The sequence below is a fragment of the Streptomyces sp. NBC_00820 genome (assembly GCF_036347055.1).
Lineage (GTDB): Bacteria > Actinomycetota > Actinomycetes > Streptomycetales > Streptomycetaceae > Streptomyces.
Genome location: NZ_CP108882.1, coordinates 7,710,668 through 7,728,120, shown reverse-complemented (window position 1 = coordinate 7,728,120; position 17,453 = coordinate 7,710,668). Strand labels below are relative to the sequence as shown.

At 71.6% G+C, this 17,453-nt stretch carries 15 protein-coding genes; 5 read left to right on the top strand and 10 right to left on the bottom strand.

Annotated elements, in window-relative coordinates:
- The first annotated feature begins 43 nt into the window (after positions 1–43).
- A complete protein-coding gene (locus OIB37_RS34445) occupies positions 44–973 on the top strand; it encodes a PhzF family phenazine biosynthesis isomerase (protein ID WP_330461526.1) in 930 nt (309 codons plus the stop codon).
- Positions 974–1,147: 174 nt separating this feature from the next.
- Positions 1,148–1,492 (top strand): barstar family protein, encoded by a 345-nt coding sequence (locus tag OIB37_RS34440; protein WP_330461525.1) that lies wholly within the window; start codon positions 1,148–1,150, stop codon positions 1,490–1,492.
- A 90-nt stretch (positions 1,493–1,582) separates the two neighbouring features.
- On the opposite strand, the gene OIB37_RS34435 is transcribed toward OIB37_RS34440, so the two are convergent.
- The 4 genes from OIB37_RS34435 to OIB37_RS34420 are packed head-to-tail and all read right to left on the bottom strand — an operon-like array spanning position 1,583 to position 5,529.
- Complete coding sequence (locus OIB37_RS34435) at positions 1,583–3,028, bottom strand: NAD(P)/FAD-dependent oxidoreductase (protein WP_330461524.1); 1,446 nt, start codon at positions 3,026–3,028, stop codon at positions 1,583–1,585.
- The gene (locus OIB37_RS34430) at positions 3,021–4,319 is read right to left on the bottom strand and encodes an MAB_1171c family putative transporter (RefSeq protein WP_330461523.1); all 1,299 of its coding nucleotides are present in this window, start codon (positions 4,317–4,319) and stop codon (positions 3,021–3,023) included. The genes OIB37_RS34435 and OIB37_RS34430 overlap by 8 nt, the downstream gene beginning before the upstream one ends.
- Complete coding sequence (locus tag OIB37_RS34425; protein WP_330461522.1) at positions 4,316–4,930, bottom strand: toxin; 615 nt, start codon at positions 4,928–4,930, stop codon at positions 4,316–4,318. The genes OIB37_RS34430 and OIB37_RS34425 overlap by 4 nt, the downstream gene beginning before the upstream one ends.
- Complete coding sequence (locus OIB37_RS34420; protein WP_330461521.1) at positions 4,927–5,529, bottom strand: hypothetical protein; 603 nt, start codon at positions 5,527–5,529, stop codon at positions 4,927–4,929. The genes OIB37_RS34425 and OIB37_RS34420 overlap by 4 nt, the downstream gene beginning before the upstream one ends.
- Before the next feature lie 560 nt (positions 5,530–6,089).
- Between OIB37_RS34420 and OIB37_RS34415 the strand changes: the two genes are divergently transcribed.
- A complete protein-coding gene (locus OIB37_RS34415; RefSeq protein ID WP_330461520.1) occupies positions 6,090–6,533 on the top strand; it encodes an RICIN domain-containing protein in 444 nt (147 codons plus the stop codon).
- A 305-nt stretch (positions 6,534–6,838) separates the two neighbouring features.
- Here the strand turns inward: OIB37_RS34415 and tpg are convergent, their stop codons facing one another.
- The 4 genes from tpg to OIB37_RS34395 form a co-directional block, all read right to left on the bottom strand.
- Positions 6,839–7,393, bottom strand: coding sequence for a telomere-protecting terminal protein Tpg (gene tpg, locus OIB37_RS34410; protein WP_330461519.1), 555 nt, complete (start codon positions 7,391–7,393; stop codon positions 6,839–6,841).
- Positions 7,394–7,397: 4 nt separating this feature from the next.
- Positions 7,398–9,626, bottom strand: coding sequence for a telomere-associated protein Tap (tap, locus tag OIB37_RS34405; protein ID WP_330461518.1), 2,229 nt, complete (start codon positions 9,624–9,626; stop codon positions 7,398–7,400).
- 195 nt (positions 9,627–9,821) lie between these two features.
- Positions 9,822–10,862, bottom strand: a complete 1,041-nt coding sequence (locus OIB37_RS34400; protein ID WP_330461517.1) for a hypothetical protein — start codon at positions 10,860–10,862, stop codon at positions 9,822–9,824.
- 210 nt (positions 10,863–11,072) lie between these two features.
- A complete protein-coding gene (locus OIB37_RS34395; RefSeq protein WP_330461516.1) occupies positions 11,073–12,206 on the bottom strand; it encodes a hypothetical protein in 1,134 nt (377 codons plus the stop codon).
- A gap of 167 nt (positions 12,207–12,373) precedes the next feature.
- On the opposite strand from OIB37_RS34395, the gene OIB37_RS34390 reads away from it, so the two are divergent.
- Positions 12,374–12,787, top strand: coding sequence for a hypothetical protein (locus OIB37_RS34390; RefSeq protein WP_330461515.1), 414 nt, complete (start codon positions 12,374–12,376; stop codon positions 12,785–12,787).
- A gap of 50 nt (positions 12,788–12,837) precedes the next feature.
- On the opposite strand, the gene OIB37_RS34385 is transcribed toward OIB37_RS34390, so the two are convergent.
- Positions 12,838–14,730 (bottom strand): arabinofuranosidase catalytic domain-containing protein, encoded by a 1,893-nt coding sequence (locus tag OIB37_RS34385; RefSeq protein WP_330461514.1) that lies wholly within the window; start codon positions 14,728–14,730, stop codon positions 12,838–12,840.
- Positions 14,731–14,932: 202 nt separating this feature from the next.
- Between OIB37_RS34385 and OIB37_RS34380 the strand changes: the two genes are divergently transcribed.
- Positions 14,933–15,772 (top strand): LLM class F420-dependent oxidoreductase, encoded by an 840-nt coding sequence (locus OIB37_RS34380; protein ID WP_330461513.1) that lies wholly within the window; start codon positions 14,933–14,935, stop codon positions 15,770–15,772.
- A 125-nt stretch (positions 15,773–15,897) separates the two neighbouring features.
- On the opposite strand, the gene OIB37_RS34375 is transcribed toward OIB37_RS34380, so the two are convergent.
- The gene (locus OIB37_RS34375) at positions 15,898–17,391 is read right to left on the bottom strand and encodes a long-chain-fatty-acid--CoA ligase (protein ID WP_330461512.1); all 1,494 of its coding nucleotides are present in this window, start codon (positions 17,389–17,391) and stop codon (positions 15,898–15,900) included.
- Between the last annotated feature and the right edge of the window lie 62 nt (positions 17,392–17,453).

Here is a 17,453-nt window from a genome sequence, read left to right as displayed (position 1 = left end):
TTTATCGTTGGACTCGATTGCCGTGCGATGGCAGCGTAGAGCCATGACCTTCGATGTGAACGGAACGAGCCCCGTGCGCCCCTCCCTGCCGGCCACCGAGTCCCTGCGCTATTCGGCCTTCACCCACGATCCGGCGGGAGGCAACCCCGCCGGCCTCGTGCTCGACGCCTCCGGACTCGACGACGCGCAGATGCTCGCCATCGCCGCCGAGATCGGCTACTCCGAGACGGCCTTCGTCATCGCCCACGACGAAGCGACGCGGCGGTTCCGGGTCCGCTACTTCAGCCCGCTCGCCGAGGTGGCCTTCTGCGGGCACGCGACGGTCGCCCTGGCCGTGGCCCTCGCCGAGCGGATGGGCCCGGGCGAGATCGTCCTCGACACCCCTGCGGGCGAGATCCCCGTGGCCACCAGGGTGGACGCCGAGGGCGCGGTGCTGGCCACGCTCACCAGCGTGGCGACCCGTTCGCGTCCCGCCACGAGCACCGAGCTGGAGTCGGCGCTCAAGACCCTGGGCTGGGCCTCCGAAGACCTGGACCCGGCGTTGCCGCCGCACGTGGCGTTCGGCGGCAACGACCACCTGGTGCTGGCCGCCGCCTCCCGGGAGCGGCTGGCGTACCTGGACTACGACTTCGACGGCCTCGCCGAGGTGATGCGGAGTCACGGCTGGACCACCGTGCATCTGGTGTGGCGCGAGTCGGCGGAGCGCTTCCACGCCCGGGACCCGTTCCCGGTGGGGGGTGTCGTGGAGGATCCGGCCACCGGGGCGGCGGCCGCGGCGTTCGGCGGTTACCTCCGCGCGCTGGACCTCGTCGGCGACACGGCCGCCAGGATCACGATCCGCCAGGGAGAGGACATGGGCCGCCCCAGCGACCTGCTGATCGAGGTGGACCCGCGGGACGACCGCACCCGGGTCACCGGACAGGCCGTACCCATCGGGCACGTCCGCCAGGGGGCCGGTACCGGCTCAGCGTGAGGCTTTGCTCACCGTGCGGCATGATGGGTTCATCGACGTGCTCCCCGCTTCCGCGGGGATGGTCTCCTCGAACGGCCGGCGCCGTTCGTCCGCACACCGGAGCTCCCCCGCGTCCGCGGGGCGGCTCCGGGCGTAGGCAGCGGACCGGCCCGGCCCCTCTAAGGCGGTGCTGAAATGTCCCACGCCACTCTCGCGTCCGTGGTCCAGGCGGCCGGCTGGAAGGTCATCCCGCTCGACCTCGTCGGCGTCACGGACCAGAACGGGTTCATGGACCGCTGCACCAGCGCCCTCGACCTGCCGTCCTTCGCCGGCCGCAACTGGCAGGCCTTCACGGATGCCGCGGGCGACGTGGGCTGGGGGCCCGAGGTGCCGGGCCGGCTCCTCGTGGTGATCGGCTGGCAGGAGTTCGCCAAGGCCCAGCCCGAGCAGTGGGAGAGCGCCCAGCAGGTCCTGGAGTCGGTCGCCGGGCGCCAGCAGAAGTACGACTCGACACTCGCGGTCGTCCTCGCGATCGCGTGACCTGACGGCCGGCTGCTCCTTCCCTGATGACCGAGCGAGTACAAGCGTCGGGGAAGGCGCGGGCCGGCCGGGCAGTCGTGATGTGGGCGGCTAGGAAGTAGCGGTCTCGCGTTCCGCTTCGGTCAGGGGCGGGCCCTGGAGGTGGGGGCGCCTGGGGCCGAAGAGCATGGGGATGAGCATGTCCGGGGAGAACAGGCGGGTGGCCGGTTTCTCCAGGCTCATCACGTCCAGCAGGGCGCCGAGAGCACGCGGGTTACGGGCGCCGGTGGCGACGGCGCGGTCCACGAAGCGGGAGAGGGAGCGCTCCAGTCGGGTGGGCGGGGTGTCGGCGGCACCCGGATAGAGAGCGTCCTGTCCTACGGCCAGGTCCCAGGCGGCGGCCACGGGGCGGGTCGAGGCCCGCTGCAGCCGCTGGGCGACGCCAGGGGCGGTGAGGCGCGTGGAGCGCAGGGCGTCACGGACGGCCAGGGCGCTCTGGACGGCGACGGTGATGCCGTGGCCGTACACGGGGTTGTAGCCGGCGACGGCGTCGCCCACGACGGTGAAGCCGTCCGGCCAGTGGCTCATCTTCTCGTAGTAGCGCCGGTGGTTGGCGGTGCTGCGCGTGGTGACGACGTCACCGAGCGGTTCGGCGTCCTTGATGAGTTCGCCGATGACCGGGTCGCCGAGGGAGAGGGCGAAATCGGCGAAGGCCTCGCTGTCACCGGTGGGTTCACCACCGCGGGTGCCGGAGAGGGTGACGATCCAGCGGCCGTTCTCGACGGGCAGGATGATGCCGCCCCGGCCCGGGGCCTTGGCGGGGTTCGCCTGCACGTTGACGAGGGGGAAGGGGCCGTCGGCCGTCGCTCCGGGGGCGCGGTAGAGGCGCGTGGCGTAGGCGACGCCTGCGTTGACCTCGCGTTCGGCGACCTGCGGCAGCCCCAGGGCCGCGAGCCACACGGGGGCGCGTGAGCCTCGTCCGGAGGCGTCGACGACCAGGTCCGCGGTGAGGGTCTCCTCGCAGTGGCCGCGATCGCGCTCGTTGCCGTCCTCGTGGTCGTGGGTGCAAGCGTCGGTGCGGATGTGGACGCCGGTGACCCTGGTGGCGTCACCGGCCAGTGACAGGGCTGTGGTGTTCCGGCGGAGCGTGACGTGCTCGTGGGCGAGGACCCGGTCGCGTATCACCGCGTCCAGCAGGTCGCGGGAGCACACCAGATTGCGGTGGTGGGTGGCGGTGAAGCGGCGGAACCAGATCTCGTTGGGGGCCCGCGAGACCATGTCGCCCATGATGTGGACGAGGCGGGCGCCGCGGGCGACGCTCTCGGCGACCAGACCGGGCAGCAGTTCGTCGAAGGCGGCCACGCCGCCGCTCCACACCAGGTGGGCGTGGCGGGCCTGAGGCACGCCACGGCGAGGTTCGGGTCCCTCGGGCAGCGTGTCGCGTTCCAGGAGGGTGACATCGGCGTACTCGGCCAGTGCGGCGGCCGCGCAGAGGCCGCTGACGCTGGCGCCTATGACGACAGCGGTCGGCCGCCGGGTGGCGAGCGGGTCAGCCATGTGTGCTCATGCTTTCTCTCAGTGCCACCCGCTGGCGGATGGTGTCGATGGTTCGCGGCCGGCTGAGCGCCCGCGAGACGGCTTCGATGTCGTACGCGACTCCGCTCATCGCGGCCGGTGCGTGACGGTCGTCGCGGGAGGGCGCGGCCTGCGAGGTGCGCGGCGCGGCGCATGCGGTGCCGGTGCCGGTGCCGGTATCGGTGCTGTTGCCGGTGCCGGGATCAGTGACGGTGCCGGTGCCGGTGTCCGCGGGTGAGGGGTCCAGCGCGGTGCGCACGGCGAGGGCGCCGGCGATGCCCCGGGCCCGGTCCTCGCCGTGACCGGCGGCGCGCGCCTCTTCGTACGCGCGATGGAACAGGTCGTCGTCCAGGGACGGCGCGAGGATCAACAGGCCGTCGTGTACGCGCTGCTGACGCTGCATCAGGCGGAGGTCGAGCGGTGCGAAGCGGCCCACCCGTGCCCGCGCCGCGGCGGGGGCGACGGTGCGCAGCGCCCGGCACAGCGGGCGCAGCCGGTGGTAGGTCAGCCGGTCGCGGGTCCACTTCTGCAGGAAGGGTCCGGCCTGCGGGAGGATGAAGCCGATGCCGACCAGGCTGGCGTCGAGGATCGCGAACGGGGGCGCGACTTCGGTCGACAGCCAGTCCCAGTCGGCTGTTCCGGTCCAACGGGCCGCCACGGCGGCGAGCTTGGCGATGTCGAAGACGAGTCCGAAGGCGTAGCCGGACTGCAGGAAGACCAGGCCCACCTTCAGCCAGCCGCCGCGGACCTTCGAGATCCACTTCCAGATCATGTACGCGGCCACGAGGACGGAGACCATGTGCGCGCTCAGGTACAGCAGGATGTGCTCGCGCATCCACGGTTCGGCGGCGTAGTAGGTGTCCAGGTCGTAGACGCGCTCGATGGGGACGTCCGCCAGGAGGAAGGTGATCCACAGCGCGACGATGATGCCGGCGTAGATCAGCCAGATGCGGCGGATCAGGCCGCTGCGGCGCGGCGAGGGCTCGTCCCGCCACGTAATGACCATGGTCAGGCAGGAGCCGCAGAACGCCGTCAGGAGTGAATACACCCAGGGTGCCGAGAAGTTGGGCACACCGGTCGCCGTGTTGATCCGGTGGATGCTCGCCGGCGCCACCGACAGGAACACCGCGGAGGCCAGGAGCAGCAGGAGGGTCGTGGCCCGCACGTCCGGGTCTTTCCACGCCCGGACGAAGGTGGGGGCCTTGAGTGCCAGAGCGGCCGACAGGAGTACGGCCGGCAGTGCGTAGGGAAGGTGCAGATCGCTGAAGCTCACCGGAGTATCTGCCCGCCGCGGTTGAGGAGGGACAGACGGATACGGCCTTCCAGGGTCGTGGAGCTCACGGGACCCTGCGCGTACCGGCCGGGAATCCAGGTGCGGACCTCGCGGCCGAAGAGCAGCCCGAAGGTCTCCGCGTCCTGTTCGTGGTCCAGCGCCGAGCCGGAGCGCGCCGCGATGGCCAGCAGCGTGTCGCGGGGTACCTCGTGCGCGGCGAGGACCTGTTCGGCCGCCTGCCGTACCGTCGCCGTCGTCTGCCCGGGGCCGAGGGCGCGGGCGGCCGCAGCGGAGAGGCCCGCCACGTGGTGCCCGCAGTCGCCCTGCTCCTCGTGCCACAACTCGTGTCCGAGGATGACCAGTTGTGACTCGGCAGGGGTACGGTCCTCGACGACGATGACGGACCTGTCACCGCAGTCCAGCCGCATGCCGGAGACCGGGATGCCGTCGGGGAACGCGCGGAAGACCAGCGTGATGGGACGCTCGCGGAGCACGCTCATCGCGCGGCAGAACCCCGCCATGACCGCACGGGGCTCGGCCGGCGGCTGAAGATGCCGCGACGCCTCTTCGCCCAGCTCGGCGAGGAGCGCCTTCATGCGCCTGATGCTCATCGGCGGGCGGCTCCCTCGTCCGGCAGCACCGACCGCAGGACTCCCTCCAGAAGCCGCTCCAGTTGTCTGCGTGACATCGACCCGTGCGCCCGCAGATCGGTGCCCCGTACGCCGTACCGGTCCATCAACGCCTGCAGGGGATCGGTCTCCAGACCGCGCAGGGCCGGCAGCAGGGCCCGGTTCAGCGCGTCGTGGGCCGGGGCGGTGAAGAAGCCCTCTTCCCCGTCGACTCCGAAGAACTTCACCAGTCCGTGCAGGAGTTCGAGGTTGGGCACCTTCTTGCCGTCGCAGACCTGTCGCGCCCACATCTCCGAGACACCGAGACGGGCGTGGAGTTCGGCCGTGAGGTCCGACATCCGCCTGCCGGTCGCCGCCAGGTGAGCCATGGCAACGGTGTTGATGCGGGCGCGGGCACGGTCGTTGACCGTGTCGGCGGGGGGCGCGTCGCCGGCCAGGAGTGTGCGGACGGTGCTCTCCGGCAGCGCCGTTCTCGCCGCGAGTCCGGCCGGATCGAGCACGTCGGCGCGGTTCAGGCCGCGTTCGCGGATCAGTGCCCCGAGACGCTCGAGCGTCTCGGGCAACTGCGGGTCCAGGTCCACCGGTGTGCTCCCGGAGGGGGTGATGTGGGTGAGGGTACGGGTGCATGCGGGGCGGGTGCGGATGCATGCGCGTGTGCAGCGCAGCTTACGCACTCCGCACACCCGTTCAACGATCGTTTACTAGCCAGATTCGATCGTTTGCCTCTACGGATTCCGCATCGCAACAGGCACCGATTTCCGATTTCGCACCGCAACAGGCACGGTCGGGCGCCGTCGGCCGGCCCTCGCACCACCCGCCCGACCGCTTCCGAGAACGGCGGCTTCCCCCCTCCGCCACCGAGGCGGCGACGTTCCCTGACGAGAACGCACCGACACTCCCCCAGGAACAAAAAGGGCGAAACCGCGCACCTCGGCCGCTGTCACTCCCCCACGACCGACCGGTACCCGACCGAAAAACGCCCTGCACCCCGGTCGAACACCGAAATGAATCCGCTGTACTCCCGATGGGTGACACAGAGCTTTTCCGACCTCTTGTTGCGCGGCGACAGGGAAGGGATGCCTCGTCCCAGAAGATCAGCGGCGCCCCGCGCGGGCACCGCACGTCAGAAGTGGAGTCGGCCTTGGCACCTGTCCCGAACGGCCTCTACGCGATCACCCATCCCGGCGAGCAGATGCTCACGATGGAGGGAGGGGGGTCGGAGCCCAAGACACCCGTCGTCATGCTGCCGCCCACCGGCAACCCCGGCGAGCAGGAATGGCAGCTGGAGGAACTCGGCAACGGCAACTACACGATCCGCAACCTCAGGAGCGGGACGTACCTGTCCTTCGACGGCGACCCGGAGATGAACAAGCCGGTCGTCGGATACCCCGAGCAGCGCGAGTGGGCGCTCTACCAGAGCGCCCAGCCGCACACGTTCCACGTCGTCGTCCCGGGAGGCCCCGTCGACGGCGTGGAGCTGGCTCTGGACCTCAGCCTGCTGCGGATCTTCCCGCCCCGCATCGCCCTGAGGCCGCTCGATGTCGGCAACCAACGCCAGGCGTGGTCCTTCCACTTCATGGAGTAGAGGCGTGAACCGGGCGCCCGGGCCGGCCACCGGCCCGGGCGCCGCCCCGGACCAGGGCCTTTCTTCCGGATCAGGCCGGCTCCGGTCTACGGCGCCTTCTGGCCGACCCGAGCGGGGTCTGGTGCGTGCAACTGCAAGGCGGAGGAGGGAGTCGACGCGGCGCGATGGGGGTCCCTCCCTGCTCGAGCGAAGCCGAGAGCTTGGGGGAGACAGACGACAACGCCGCTGGGGGTACCCCCTGCTCGCAGAGCTTGGGGGAGTGCGTGCCAGACCCCGCGACCCCGGCAAGATCCGGAAGAGAGGCCCTAGAAGGAGACGTCGAAGTAGTCGATGTCGTTGAGGCTCACTTCGAGGTCCTGGGCGCGCCGGCCGCCGTCCTTGAAGTAGATCTCCTGCAGTCCCTCGGCGACGATGTCGCGCATCCGCCGGTCCTCGGCGCCCTCTTGCCGGGCGTCGAAGAGTCGGCGGGCGTACTCGGGCGGAAGGTGTACGGTCAGGCGGCGGAAGCGGCCGTCGTCGGTGCTGCCGATGGGTGCGCTGTAGCCGAACTGGGCGCGGGTCTCGATGGTGATGCCGGTGTTCGTCGCGGCCTCCCGCTGCCGGCGTCTGCGGACCTGCGGCTGCCAGCGGGCACGCACCGCGGCGTCCAGCCGGTCGGTGATGTGCCGGGGCGGATGCTTGCGCTCGCCCGTGCGGTAGCGCTCCACCGACCGCTGGCTGACGCCGAGTTCCGCCGCGACGGCGCGGGTGGTCTTCAGCTGCCTCAGCAGGAAGTTGACGCGCCCCCGCAGCGTCGTGGGCGGCCGGCGGGTGAACGTCTCCTGTCCGGCGCGCTCCAGGGCGTCGTCGATGTCCCCCATGGCGCTACTCCCCTTCCTCGACGACGGCGTCGCCGCCCTTGATGTGACGGGCCGGGTTGTAGCCCTGCTCCATCAGGTCGACCGCCCAGGCCATCTGCTGCACCCCTTCGACCTTGGCCAGCCCCGGGCTGGAGCCGAGGCGGAAGGCGCCCGGGATGGGCTTGCCGCTGGTGCTGTAGGGCAGGAAGTCCAGCGGGCTGCGCCCCGGGCTCGGGTAGACGACGCAGTCGGACAGTACGGCCAGCGGGTAAAGCCCGGTGAACTCCGCCATCTTGAGCATCTTGCGGTGCATGTTGACCCGGGCCTTGGAGATGACGGCGGCGCGGATGTCCGGGCGCCAGGTCGGCCGCTCCAGGGCCGGCCACCGGTCCCCGTCACGGTAGTGCCGCCCCTGCGGGCGCTCGCGCAGCTTGCCCACGCCGCCCTTGACGGTGGCCTTGACCGCGGCGAGTACGGCCACCGACCCCGGGTCGGACTCCTTGTGCCGCTCCATCGCGACGAGGAACTCCTGGTCCGTCAGGTCCTTGGTCACACCGAGGTCCGCGAGGGTGTCGATGTAGGCGGCCCTGAGCCGGTCGTGCCACGGGTCCAGGTACGCCCCCGTCTCGCGGCGCAGGTACGCCTCGACCGGGGCGACGTTGTACCCGAGTTCCTGGGCGTAGGCGACCGTCCGGGTCTCGTACCAGGCCGGGGCCGTGGGGCGCTCGCCGGTCGGCGTGAACGGGCTGGGCAGGCGGGGGTCGAGCACGACGTGGGAGAGGTCCACCAGCCAGCTGCCGGGGATCTTCTTGTCGAACTGCGGGCGCCGCACGTGTTCCGGCCCGGACAGGCCGACCACCAGACGGGACGCGGCCGCGAGGAAGGCGGTGTTGAGGTCCAGGCCGACCGCCCAGGGCAGCGCCGCCTCCTCACCGGTGAGCCGGTCGACGTCGCGGACCCACTGGTAGGCCTCCTCGTCGAGGAAGCCGCCCTTCCAGCCCTGCGCCACCGGGTGCTCGGCCGTGGCCTCCGGCGGCGCCGGGTCGACCGGGTCCGTGCCCAGGCTGCCGGGGTGGTGGCCGGAGACCCACTGGCCGCTCACGCGGTCCTGCACGGCACGGGTCGGCGGCCGCAGGGCCGTCATCAGCTCCAGCCCGGAGACGGCCGTCGAACCGCGCGGGGTGATGACGCGTCGGGCGTAGACGCCGAGAACGCGGGCGATGGCGGGCGGTTCCATGTCGGCCACGCCCGGCCAGGACCGGGCGTCCAGGGCACCCCATGAGAGGACGGCGAGCTGCACGCACTGCCGCCTGCCCGTCTCGGCGGGACGGTAGATCCGCGCCCAGGGGCCGAACCCGCGCTGGGTGAGCTTCCACTTCGCCCGCGCGATCTGCTTCACGACCGGGTGGTCGTCCTCGAGCCGCAGGGAGCGCCGCTGCTCGTGGCCCTCCAGGCGCTCGGGCAGCCCGAGCTTCACGGCGGCGGCCGTGGTCAGGACGATCAGCGGGTCGGAGTCCTTGCCGTTGCGGTGCAGCCTGGGCGCACCGAGCCCGGACTCCTCGAGCGTCCACTTCACCAGTTCCGCGACAGTGGTCGCCGGGCAGTCCAGCACGATCCCGTCGGTCCCGTACGCGCAGCCGTCGCCGTCCAGGACCGCGAGGGGTCCGTGCGCGTCGAGGCCGGCTCCGGCGGACTGCACGGCACGTCGGCCGACGGTGCGGCGCGATGCCGTGGCCGTAGTCGCCGTGGCCGTAGTCGCCGTCGCCGTCGCCGTCGCCGTCATCGTGGTGGCCGCGGCGGCGGAGTCGGCCGGCGCCGGGCGGGGAGCGGGGGGCCGCTGTTCCGCGGTGGCCGGCAGGAGGGCGGCCGCGACCACGGTCGACTCCGCAGCGGCGGATTCCGCCCCCGCGGGTTGCGCCTCCGCCGCTCGCGTCCCGGGTACGGTGCCCGGCGCCACGGAGGCGGAATCGGCGGGGGCGGGGGCGGAAGCCTCGGCGGCGCCGGGCGCCGGATACTTCTCCGCCCAGCCGCTCAGCAGCCGCTGATACGCCTCAAGGCGCGGCGACTTCGGCTCGGACCGGCCGTTCTCCCAGTTCTTCACCGACTGCGTCGTCGACTTCAGCGCCTGTGCCAGGCGGGCCTGCGTGACACCGGCGGCCTCGCGCAGCCGGGCACGCTCCGCGGGAGGCGGGAGCTGCGGCTCCTCCTCGAGCAGAGCGTCCACCGACGCGAACAGCTCCTCTTCCGATGCCATGCGACCTCCGCCTCCGGGCTCCCGACGCGCTTCCACGTCGCGCTTCCACACCAGACACTAGCGAAACTTAGCCCCTCATTTAACCCGTTCCTTTACCCCGAACAGATGAATCGGAAGGGTGGAAGCGATCTTCCTCCCTGCTCGACGGACACCATGCGGAACCGACGGCACAGGACTGCGGCGTGCCGGTCTCGGTCACTTGAATCGGTCGGAGAAGTCCACCCGGACCGCGACCACGGCACCCGACGCGTCCAGGTCGGCGGTCACAGGGAAGCAGCCGTCGCCCCATGTCGTCATCGCGCAGAGCAGCCGGGCGTCACCGATGTCCACGGTGCCGGCCTCGTGGTCGGAGGCACGCACCTGCCGCATGACCTGCCAGTGGTGGGAATGGGGCCGGAAGTCCACCATCATGCGGCGGCCGGTCTCCTCCTTCCAGTTCGTCAGCGCGCGAGCCTTTCCCACCGCCTCCGCCACGGGCATCCCCGTCCACCCGCGGACACCGTCCTCGCCGGGCTCGCCCAGTTCCGGCGCCGCGAACGTCGCGGCGGCCTCCTCCGCGGCAGCACCCCAGAACGCGACGTCGGCCAAGCCGTCCACGGGGTCGTGGTGCTGCCATACGTTGAGGGCGTCGGCATCACCGAAGAGCACCCGGGCCCAGTCGACCCCGACGTCCCCCAGTGGCACGGACGTCTCCGCGCGGCCGTCGCCCAGCCGAACCGATATCCCGGACCAGCGCGTGCCGGCGCCGGTGCCCGTGCCGGGCCGAGTGGCCAGCACCGGCAGGTGGCGGTCGCGGGGCACTCCGCCCACCGCGACCACGGGCACCCCGAACATCAGAAAGCCGCCGCCGCCCTCTGAGGCGGTCCTGCTCACGCGCCGGGCATGAGGTTCGCGGTCCGGCAGCGCCTCCAGGCGGGCATTCAGACCTGCGGCCCGGCAGTGCTCGTCGAACAGCGTCCGGAACTCTTCCACCCGAGAGCCCGGTATGTCATGGAGCATCGCACCCGGCTGCCGGTCGAAACCGCGCACCGCCGCCGAGGCGTCCGGCCCGGCCACGGCGAAGTCGACCGAGCCGCGGACGTCGTCGGCCGTCGCCGTGTCGTGGATGCCGAGCAGAGCGGGATCGATCTCCGCCGGCGACCGCTCTCCGCTCCACAGTCCCAGGTGACCGCCGTCCATGACGACGAGCGTGCCCGACGGACAGCGGATCTCGCCGAGTCTGAAGATCTCTTCCATGGCGTGCGAGTCTACGGCCGCCTCACCAGGGAACGGCGCGTACCGAACGGCCCGCGCACGCGGTCGGCTTCGGCTACCTGGGCCGCTCCGGGCCGCGCGAACGACAAGTACCCGCCCAGGCGGGAGGCACGGTTGCGGCCTCGGCGCTCACGCCAGACGCTCCGGGCACGCCGGACACTACGGACACGCAAGCCACGCCGGCTACGCTGGCTACGCCTTCGCCCGGCCCTCGTCCAACTCCCAGAGGTGCACCGACGTCCCGTCCGCGGAGACCGTGTACCAGGTGCCGTCCCCCGCAGGGCGCGCGGGGCCCGAGACCGGGACGGGATAGGAGATCTCGCCGCGCAGGGTCAACCCCGGCACGTCGACGAGCCAGTGGCGAGCCGCACCGTACCGGCCGTCGTACTCGGAGGTTCCGGCGACAAGGGTGCCCTCGTCCACGAAGGCCGCCTCCTGGTCCCAGTACACGCCGCCCCCACCGGTGCCGTCCGGGTGAGCCGGCACGGTGTCCGTGGCATCCAGTTCCCGCAGGGCCTTCGAGCCGTCCTCCGTCCGGTGGAGGAAGAGGGAGTGCTGCCCGACCGGTACGGTCAGGAGGTACCGGCCAGACGGGCTCACCGCCAGGAGGATCCGCTCGATCCCCAACTGCTCGACGCTCAGTCGCTGTCCGTCCCAGTGTCCCCACAGCACGGGCGACCCTTCCTCGCCCTCGCCGACACTCAGCCCCATCCGCGCGGGGTCGGGGTGTGGGGTGTGCACGGAGTCGGAGGCCACGGTCAGGGTGTTCACCCGGCCGAGGACCCTGCCGTCCGCGGCGTCCAGGACCATCCACAGCTCCTGGTCGTCCTCCGGGTCCGTACCGCTGTCCGAGGACGTGTCCGGGTCACCGTCCAACGGTTCGCGGACGTGGGCCCAGACTTGCCTGCCGTCCGCGCTGACAGCGACCGAACCGCTGTCGGCGCGGGAGTGGTCCTCGTCGTGCGCGTATTCGTCGAACGACCGGTGTGCGAGGAAACAACCGCCGTCCCAGCAGCCATGTCGCACCTCCCACCGCGTCGCACCGCTCACCTCCACCGAACGCACCGCGTGCACGCCGGCGAACACCGCCGCATCGCGCTCCGGCGAGACCGTCACCGTTCCGAACCGGCGTGGCCAGGGCGCCGGGAACCGGACCTCGGAGGCTCGGCCGTCGTACGGCGCGTCCATGTCGAGCGCCACCACCTCGGTGTCCCCCCGCTGTACGAGGATCCCGCCGCCGGACCGGCGGAACACCTGCGGAGCATCTGCCGACGCCGGGCCCAGCGGCGCGGTGACGGTGGTGACGAGACGGGCGGTGAGGGTCACGGTTTCTTCCAGCCACAGACGACGGACGAGGGACGACGGACGACGAACGGCAGAAGCCCGGTACGACGCCTCCAGCCTATGCGGGGGCACTGACATCGCCGGGCCGCGCCCGTTCCGTCGATCATTTCGCTGGCGCCACGACAAACACCCCTGCCACAGTGACCGGCATGAACATGGAGCTGCCTCCCGACACCGTGCTCGTCTTCGGCCGGGAGGACGACCTCTCGGTCTTCACCTCCTTCGCGGATGCCGTCAACTACCTGGAGGCGATCGACGTGGCGGAGGGGGAGTACCCGGCGGCCTACTCCCCCGACGGCCGGGTGCTGGCGCTGACCGCCCCGGACGCCTGGAGGGGACTCGTCCTTCTGGAGAGGACGGACGCGACCGACCTCGCCGGTCTGCGGCGGCGGGTGGCCCGCTACTGGGAGCGGTACGGTCCGGACGCGACCACTCACGACCCCCTGGAGACGGCCCGCCTCTTCATCGAGCGGGAGAACCAGCCGCGCACCGGGTGGCTGAAGCGTCTCACCGGGCGGTTCGGCCGGAACGGCACGGGCGACGAGCCCGCGAGGCGGAGGTGATGCGGAGATGATGTCGCGTCGCCTCGCGGGTCCGGCAGCCCGTACGGCCGTCAGCCCAGCTTGAACTTCTGGGACGCGGAGCCGTTGCAGTCGTAGATCTGCAGCCGGGTGCCGTTGGCGGTGGCCCCGCTGGGTGCGTCGAGGCAGCGGCCCGACTGCGGGTTCAGCAGCGAACCGTCCGCCTGCTGAACCCACTTCTGCCCGCCCACACCGTTGCAGTCCCACAACTCGACCTGCGTGCCGTTCGCCGTGCCGTTGCCGTTGATGTCCAGGCAACGGCCGAGCGTGCTCAGGGCGTTGTCGGTCCGCTGGAACCAGTGCTGGTCGACCGCCCAGGTCTGGCAGTCCCAGAGCTGTACGGCGGTGCCGTTGACGCCGCTGTCGTCGGCGGCCACGTCGACGCACTTGCCGCCGGGTGAGGCAACGGGTGCGCCGGCGTTGACCGAGAACTTCTGGGCCGCGGAGCCGTTGCAGTCGTAGATCTGCAGCCGGGTGCCGTTGGCCGTGGCGCCGCTCGGGGAGTCCAGGCAGCGGCCCGACTGCGGGTTCAGCAGCGAACCGTCCGCCTGCTGAACCCACTTCTGCCCGCCCACACCGTTGCAGTCCCACAACTCGACCTGCGTGCCGTTCGCCGTGCCGTTGCCGTTGATGTCGAGGCAGCGGGAGAGGGTGCCGAGGGAACCGTCGGGGTTGTGGGTCCAGTGCTGGTCCTCGGCGTAGGTCTGGCAGTCCCACAGCTGTACGGCCGCGCTGTTGACGCCGGTGTCGTCGGCCGCGACGTCGACGCACTTGCCGCCCGGTCCGGTGACCGTTCCCTGGGGGCCGCCTGGGACGTTGGTCTGGCCGGAGTAGCCGACGGAGACGATGTTCGCCTGCACCGCGTTCTCGGCAGCGTCGGTGGGATAGCCGGAGACCATCACGCCCTCGAAGAACGTGCCCATGTTCCAGTTGCTGTTGTCGCCGCCCGTGCCGAGGATGATGCCGCCCTCCTGGTGCATGGGCTGGTAGCCGCCGCGCGTGGGCAGGCCGCCGTCCCACCAGGTGGTGAGCGCTCCCGTCTGGGAGTTGCCGCCCTTGAGGGCGTACCTGGTCTGGCCGTTGTTCTTCAGCATGGCCGTGACGTAGGTGCTGTTGTTGCCGCGGTTGGCGGTGTTGGAGCCGTTGTCGCCCTGGAACATGCCGTTCTCCAGGTCGGCCTCGATCCAGGGCCCCGAACCGGTGCACGGCGCGAAGTAGCAGGTGGTCGCGATGCTGACGGCGTCCATGTGGCCGTTGCCGGTGTCGGCGGGGGTGCTTTCCGCGTTGCCGTAGTCGAAGCAGCAGGCGGAGCCGACGTGGGTGCCGCTGGCCACCATGTAGGCGCCCTCGGCCTGGCCGTTCACCGCGACGCCCGAGGCCACGCCCGTGTAGCGGTAGCCGACGCCGGGCGAGATCCAGATGCCGTAGACCTTGTGGCCGCCCGCGGTGACCGCGATCTCGCCGGCGTCGGCCCCGCGGTCGGCGCCCATGCCCGCGGTTCCGGCCGGTCCGGGGGTGAGGTCGTTGTGCCGGGTCGTCTGGTCGTAGACCTTGGTGATCCGGCAGGTCGTGCCGCCGCAGAAGGTGTCCTGGCGCTGGGCGTCGGCGTATCCGCCCGCGGCGAGCAGCCCGATGTCGGCCTTCGCGCCGTCGGAGGTGCGGGTGACCTGGTAGAGGGGGCCGTTGTAGGCGGAGAACAGGGCGCGCACGGTGCTGTGCGCGGCGACGCACGGGGTGCCCGCGCCGCCGTAGATGTCGCAGGGCAGCGAGCCTGCGGCCTCGGACGGGGCGGCCAGGCCGACCAGGGCTCCCAGGAGGAGCGTCAGAACGCCCAGGAGGGACGCCAGGAGTCTGTGGGGGTGCCGCCGTTCGCGGGGCGCGCCGCCCGCGGTGGGTGGGGGTACGGCAGATCTCTTTCCGCGCATCGTCTGCTCCTCGAAGGACGGGACGTGCTTCAACGGGCTTACGTGACAGCCGAGTTCGGATCTCGGCGGGACCGTTGCGGAACGTACGGATCCTGGTTGGTCCTGTCAAGATCTGTCGCTTCGGGCTTGTTCAAAGTTTTGGACGTGTCGATAATTGTTGTTTTATCCGCGCGGTTCACCACCGCTGCCGTACCGTGGCCCGATGCGCTTCGCGTTCAAGACCTCACCGCAGGGCACGACTTGGGACGCGATGCTGGATGTGTGGCGCGCGGCGGACGACATGGACGTCTTCGAGTCCGGATGGACCTCCGACCACTTCCAGGCCATGCACGGAACGGATCCGGCGACCCCTCGGCTGGAGGGCTGGGTCACGCTCGCGGCACTCGCGCAGGCGACTCGGCGGCTGCGTCTGGGCACGCTGGTCACGGGCATCCACCACCGGCATCCGGCGGTCCTCGCCAACATGGCGGCCACGCTGGACGTCATCTCGGGCGGCCGCCTGGAGCTCGGTATCGGGGCCGGCTGGAACCAGGAGGAGTCCCGCGCGTACGGCATCGCGCTGGGCACGCCACGCGAGCGCAGCGACCGCTTCGAGGAGGCGTGCGAGGTGCTGACCTCGCTGCTCGGCCCCGACCCCGTGACCACGTTCAAGGGCACGTACTACGAACTGACCGGCGCGCGCTGCGAACCGAAGCCGGTGCAGCGGCCCCGCCCGTCGCTCTGCATCGGGGGCAGCGGGGAGAAGCGCACACTGCGGACCGTCGCCAGGTTCGCCCAGCACTGGAACTTCGACACCGGGACGCCCCAGCAGTTCCGCAGGGCACGCGAGGTGCTGCACGCGCACTGCGCGCGCGTCGGGCGTGACCCTGCGGAGATCCGGCTCTCCGCGCAGGTCCGGTTCACCGGTGACCCGGCGCGGACGGCGGCGGAGGCGGCCGAGTTCGCCGCCGAGGGTGCGGAACTCGCCGTCGTACAGCTCCCGTTGCCGTACACCCCGCAGGTACTGGGGCCTCTGGCGGACGAGTTGGCGAAGGTGGGGTGAGCGCGACGGCGCCCGGGACGACTGTCCCGGCTCGCCCTCGGCTCACCCACGCCTCGCGTTCAGCTCGCCCACGCGTCGCGATAAGCTCACCCACGCTTCGCGATCAGCCCGCCCTCGGCTCGCCCTCAGCTCGCCGGGGCCGAGATCTCCCGCTTCAGGATCTTCCCGCTCGGGCCTATGGGCAGCGCGTCCACCAGCCAGACCAGACGCGGGTACTTGTACGCCGCCACCCGCTCCCGTACGTACTCCCGGAGCTCTTCGGGGCCGGCCTCGGCTCCCGGGCGCAGGACGACCGCGGCCGCCACCTCCTCGCCGAGCCGTTCGTCGGGCACGCCGACGACCGCCGCGAGGGCGACGGCGGGGTGCTCGTGCAGGACCTCCTCGATCTCGCGCGGGTAGACGTTGTAGCCGCCGCGGATGATGAGGTCCTTCTTGCGGTCGACGATGTACAGGTAGCCGTCCTCGTCCCGGCGGGCCAGGTCGCCGGAGCGCAGCCAGCCGTCGGGGACGGCGGCGGCGGTCTCCTCGGGGCGGTTCCAGTACCCCTTCATCACGTTCGGACCGCGCACGGCGAGCTCGCCGACCTCGCCGGGGGCCACGTCCTGGCCGGCGTCGTCGAGGAGCCGTACCTCGACGTCCCGGATGGGCGTCCCGATGGAGCCGGGCTTGCGCGGCCGGTCGGGGTGGTTGAAGGAGACGACCGGGCTGGTCTCGGACATGCCGAAGCCCTCCAGCACCATGCAGCCGAAGCGCCGCTCGAAGCCGTGCAGGACCTCCACCGGCAGGGACGCGCCGCCCGAGACGCACATGCGCAGCGTGGACACGTCGGCGTCGTCGGCGCCCGGGTGCTGGAGCAGGGCCGCGTACATGGTGGGGACGCCCTCGAAGACCGTCGCGCGGTCACGGGCGATGGCGTCGAGGACGGCCTGCGGGTCGAACCGGGGCACGAGGACGAGCGTGGCGCCGCTGTACACCGCGACGCTCATCGTGCAGACCTGCCCGAAGATGTGGAACAGCGGCAGACAGCCCACGATGACGTCCTCGGACGTCACCCGCTGCACGTGGACGACGTTGACCTCGGTGTTGTGACGAAGTCCCGCGTGGGTCAGCGAGGCGCCCTTGGGGCGGCCGGTGGTGCCCGAGGTGTAGAGCAGTACGGCGATGTCGTCACCGGAGACGGGGGCGACGGGGTGGTGCGGCTCCAGCCGGCCCAGCTCGGCGGCGAAGGCGGTGGGCTCGATCGCGATGTGCCGCACCCCGGCCGCCGCCGCGCCCTGCGCGCCCTCCCCCGGTGCCTGGTGCCACTCGAAGAGCAGCGCCGCGCCGGAGTCCCGCAGGTGGTACTCGACCTCCCGCTCCTTGAGCAGCGGGTTCATCGGTACGACGATGCCGCCGGCGCGCAGGATGCCGTAGTACAGGACGACGAACTCGGGCACGTTCGGCAGCATCAGCGCGACCCTGTCGCCGCCGCGCAGGCCCTCGGTGCGCAGCAGGGCCGCGGCCTGGGCGCTCAGCCGGTCCAGCTCGGCGTAGGTGATGGTCACCGTACCCAGCCGCAGCGCCGCGCCCTCGGGCCGTTTGACCGCCGTCTCCGCCAGGAACTCCGCCAGATTGGCCATGGTGCCTCCTCACATGCGTGAGCGCCGGGCTCCCGCCGCCGACGCTCACGGCATGGTGGCTG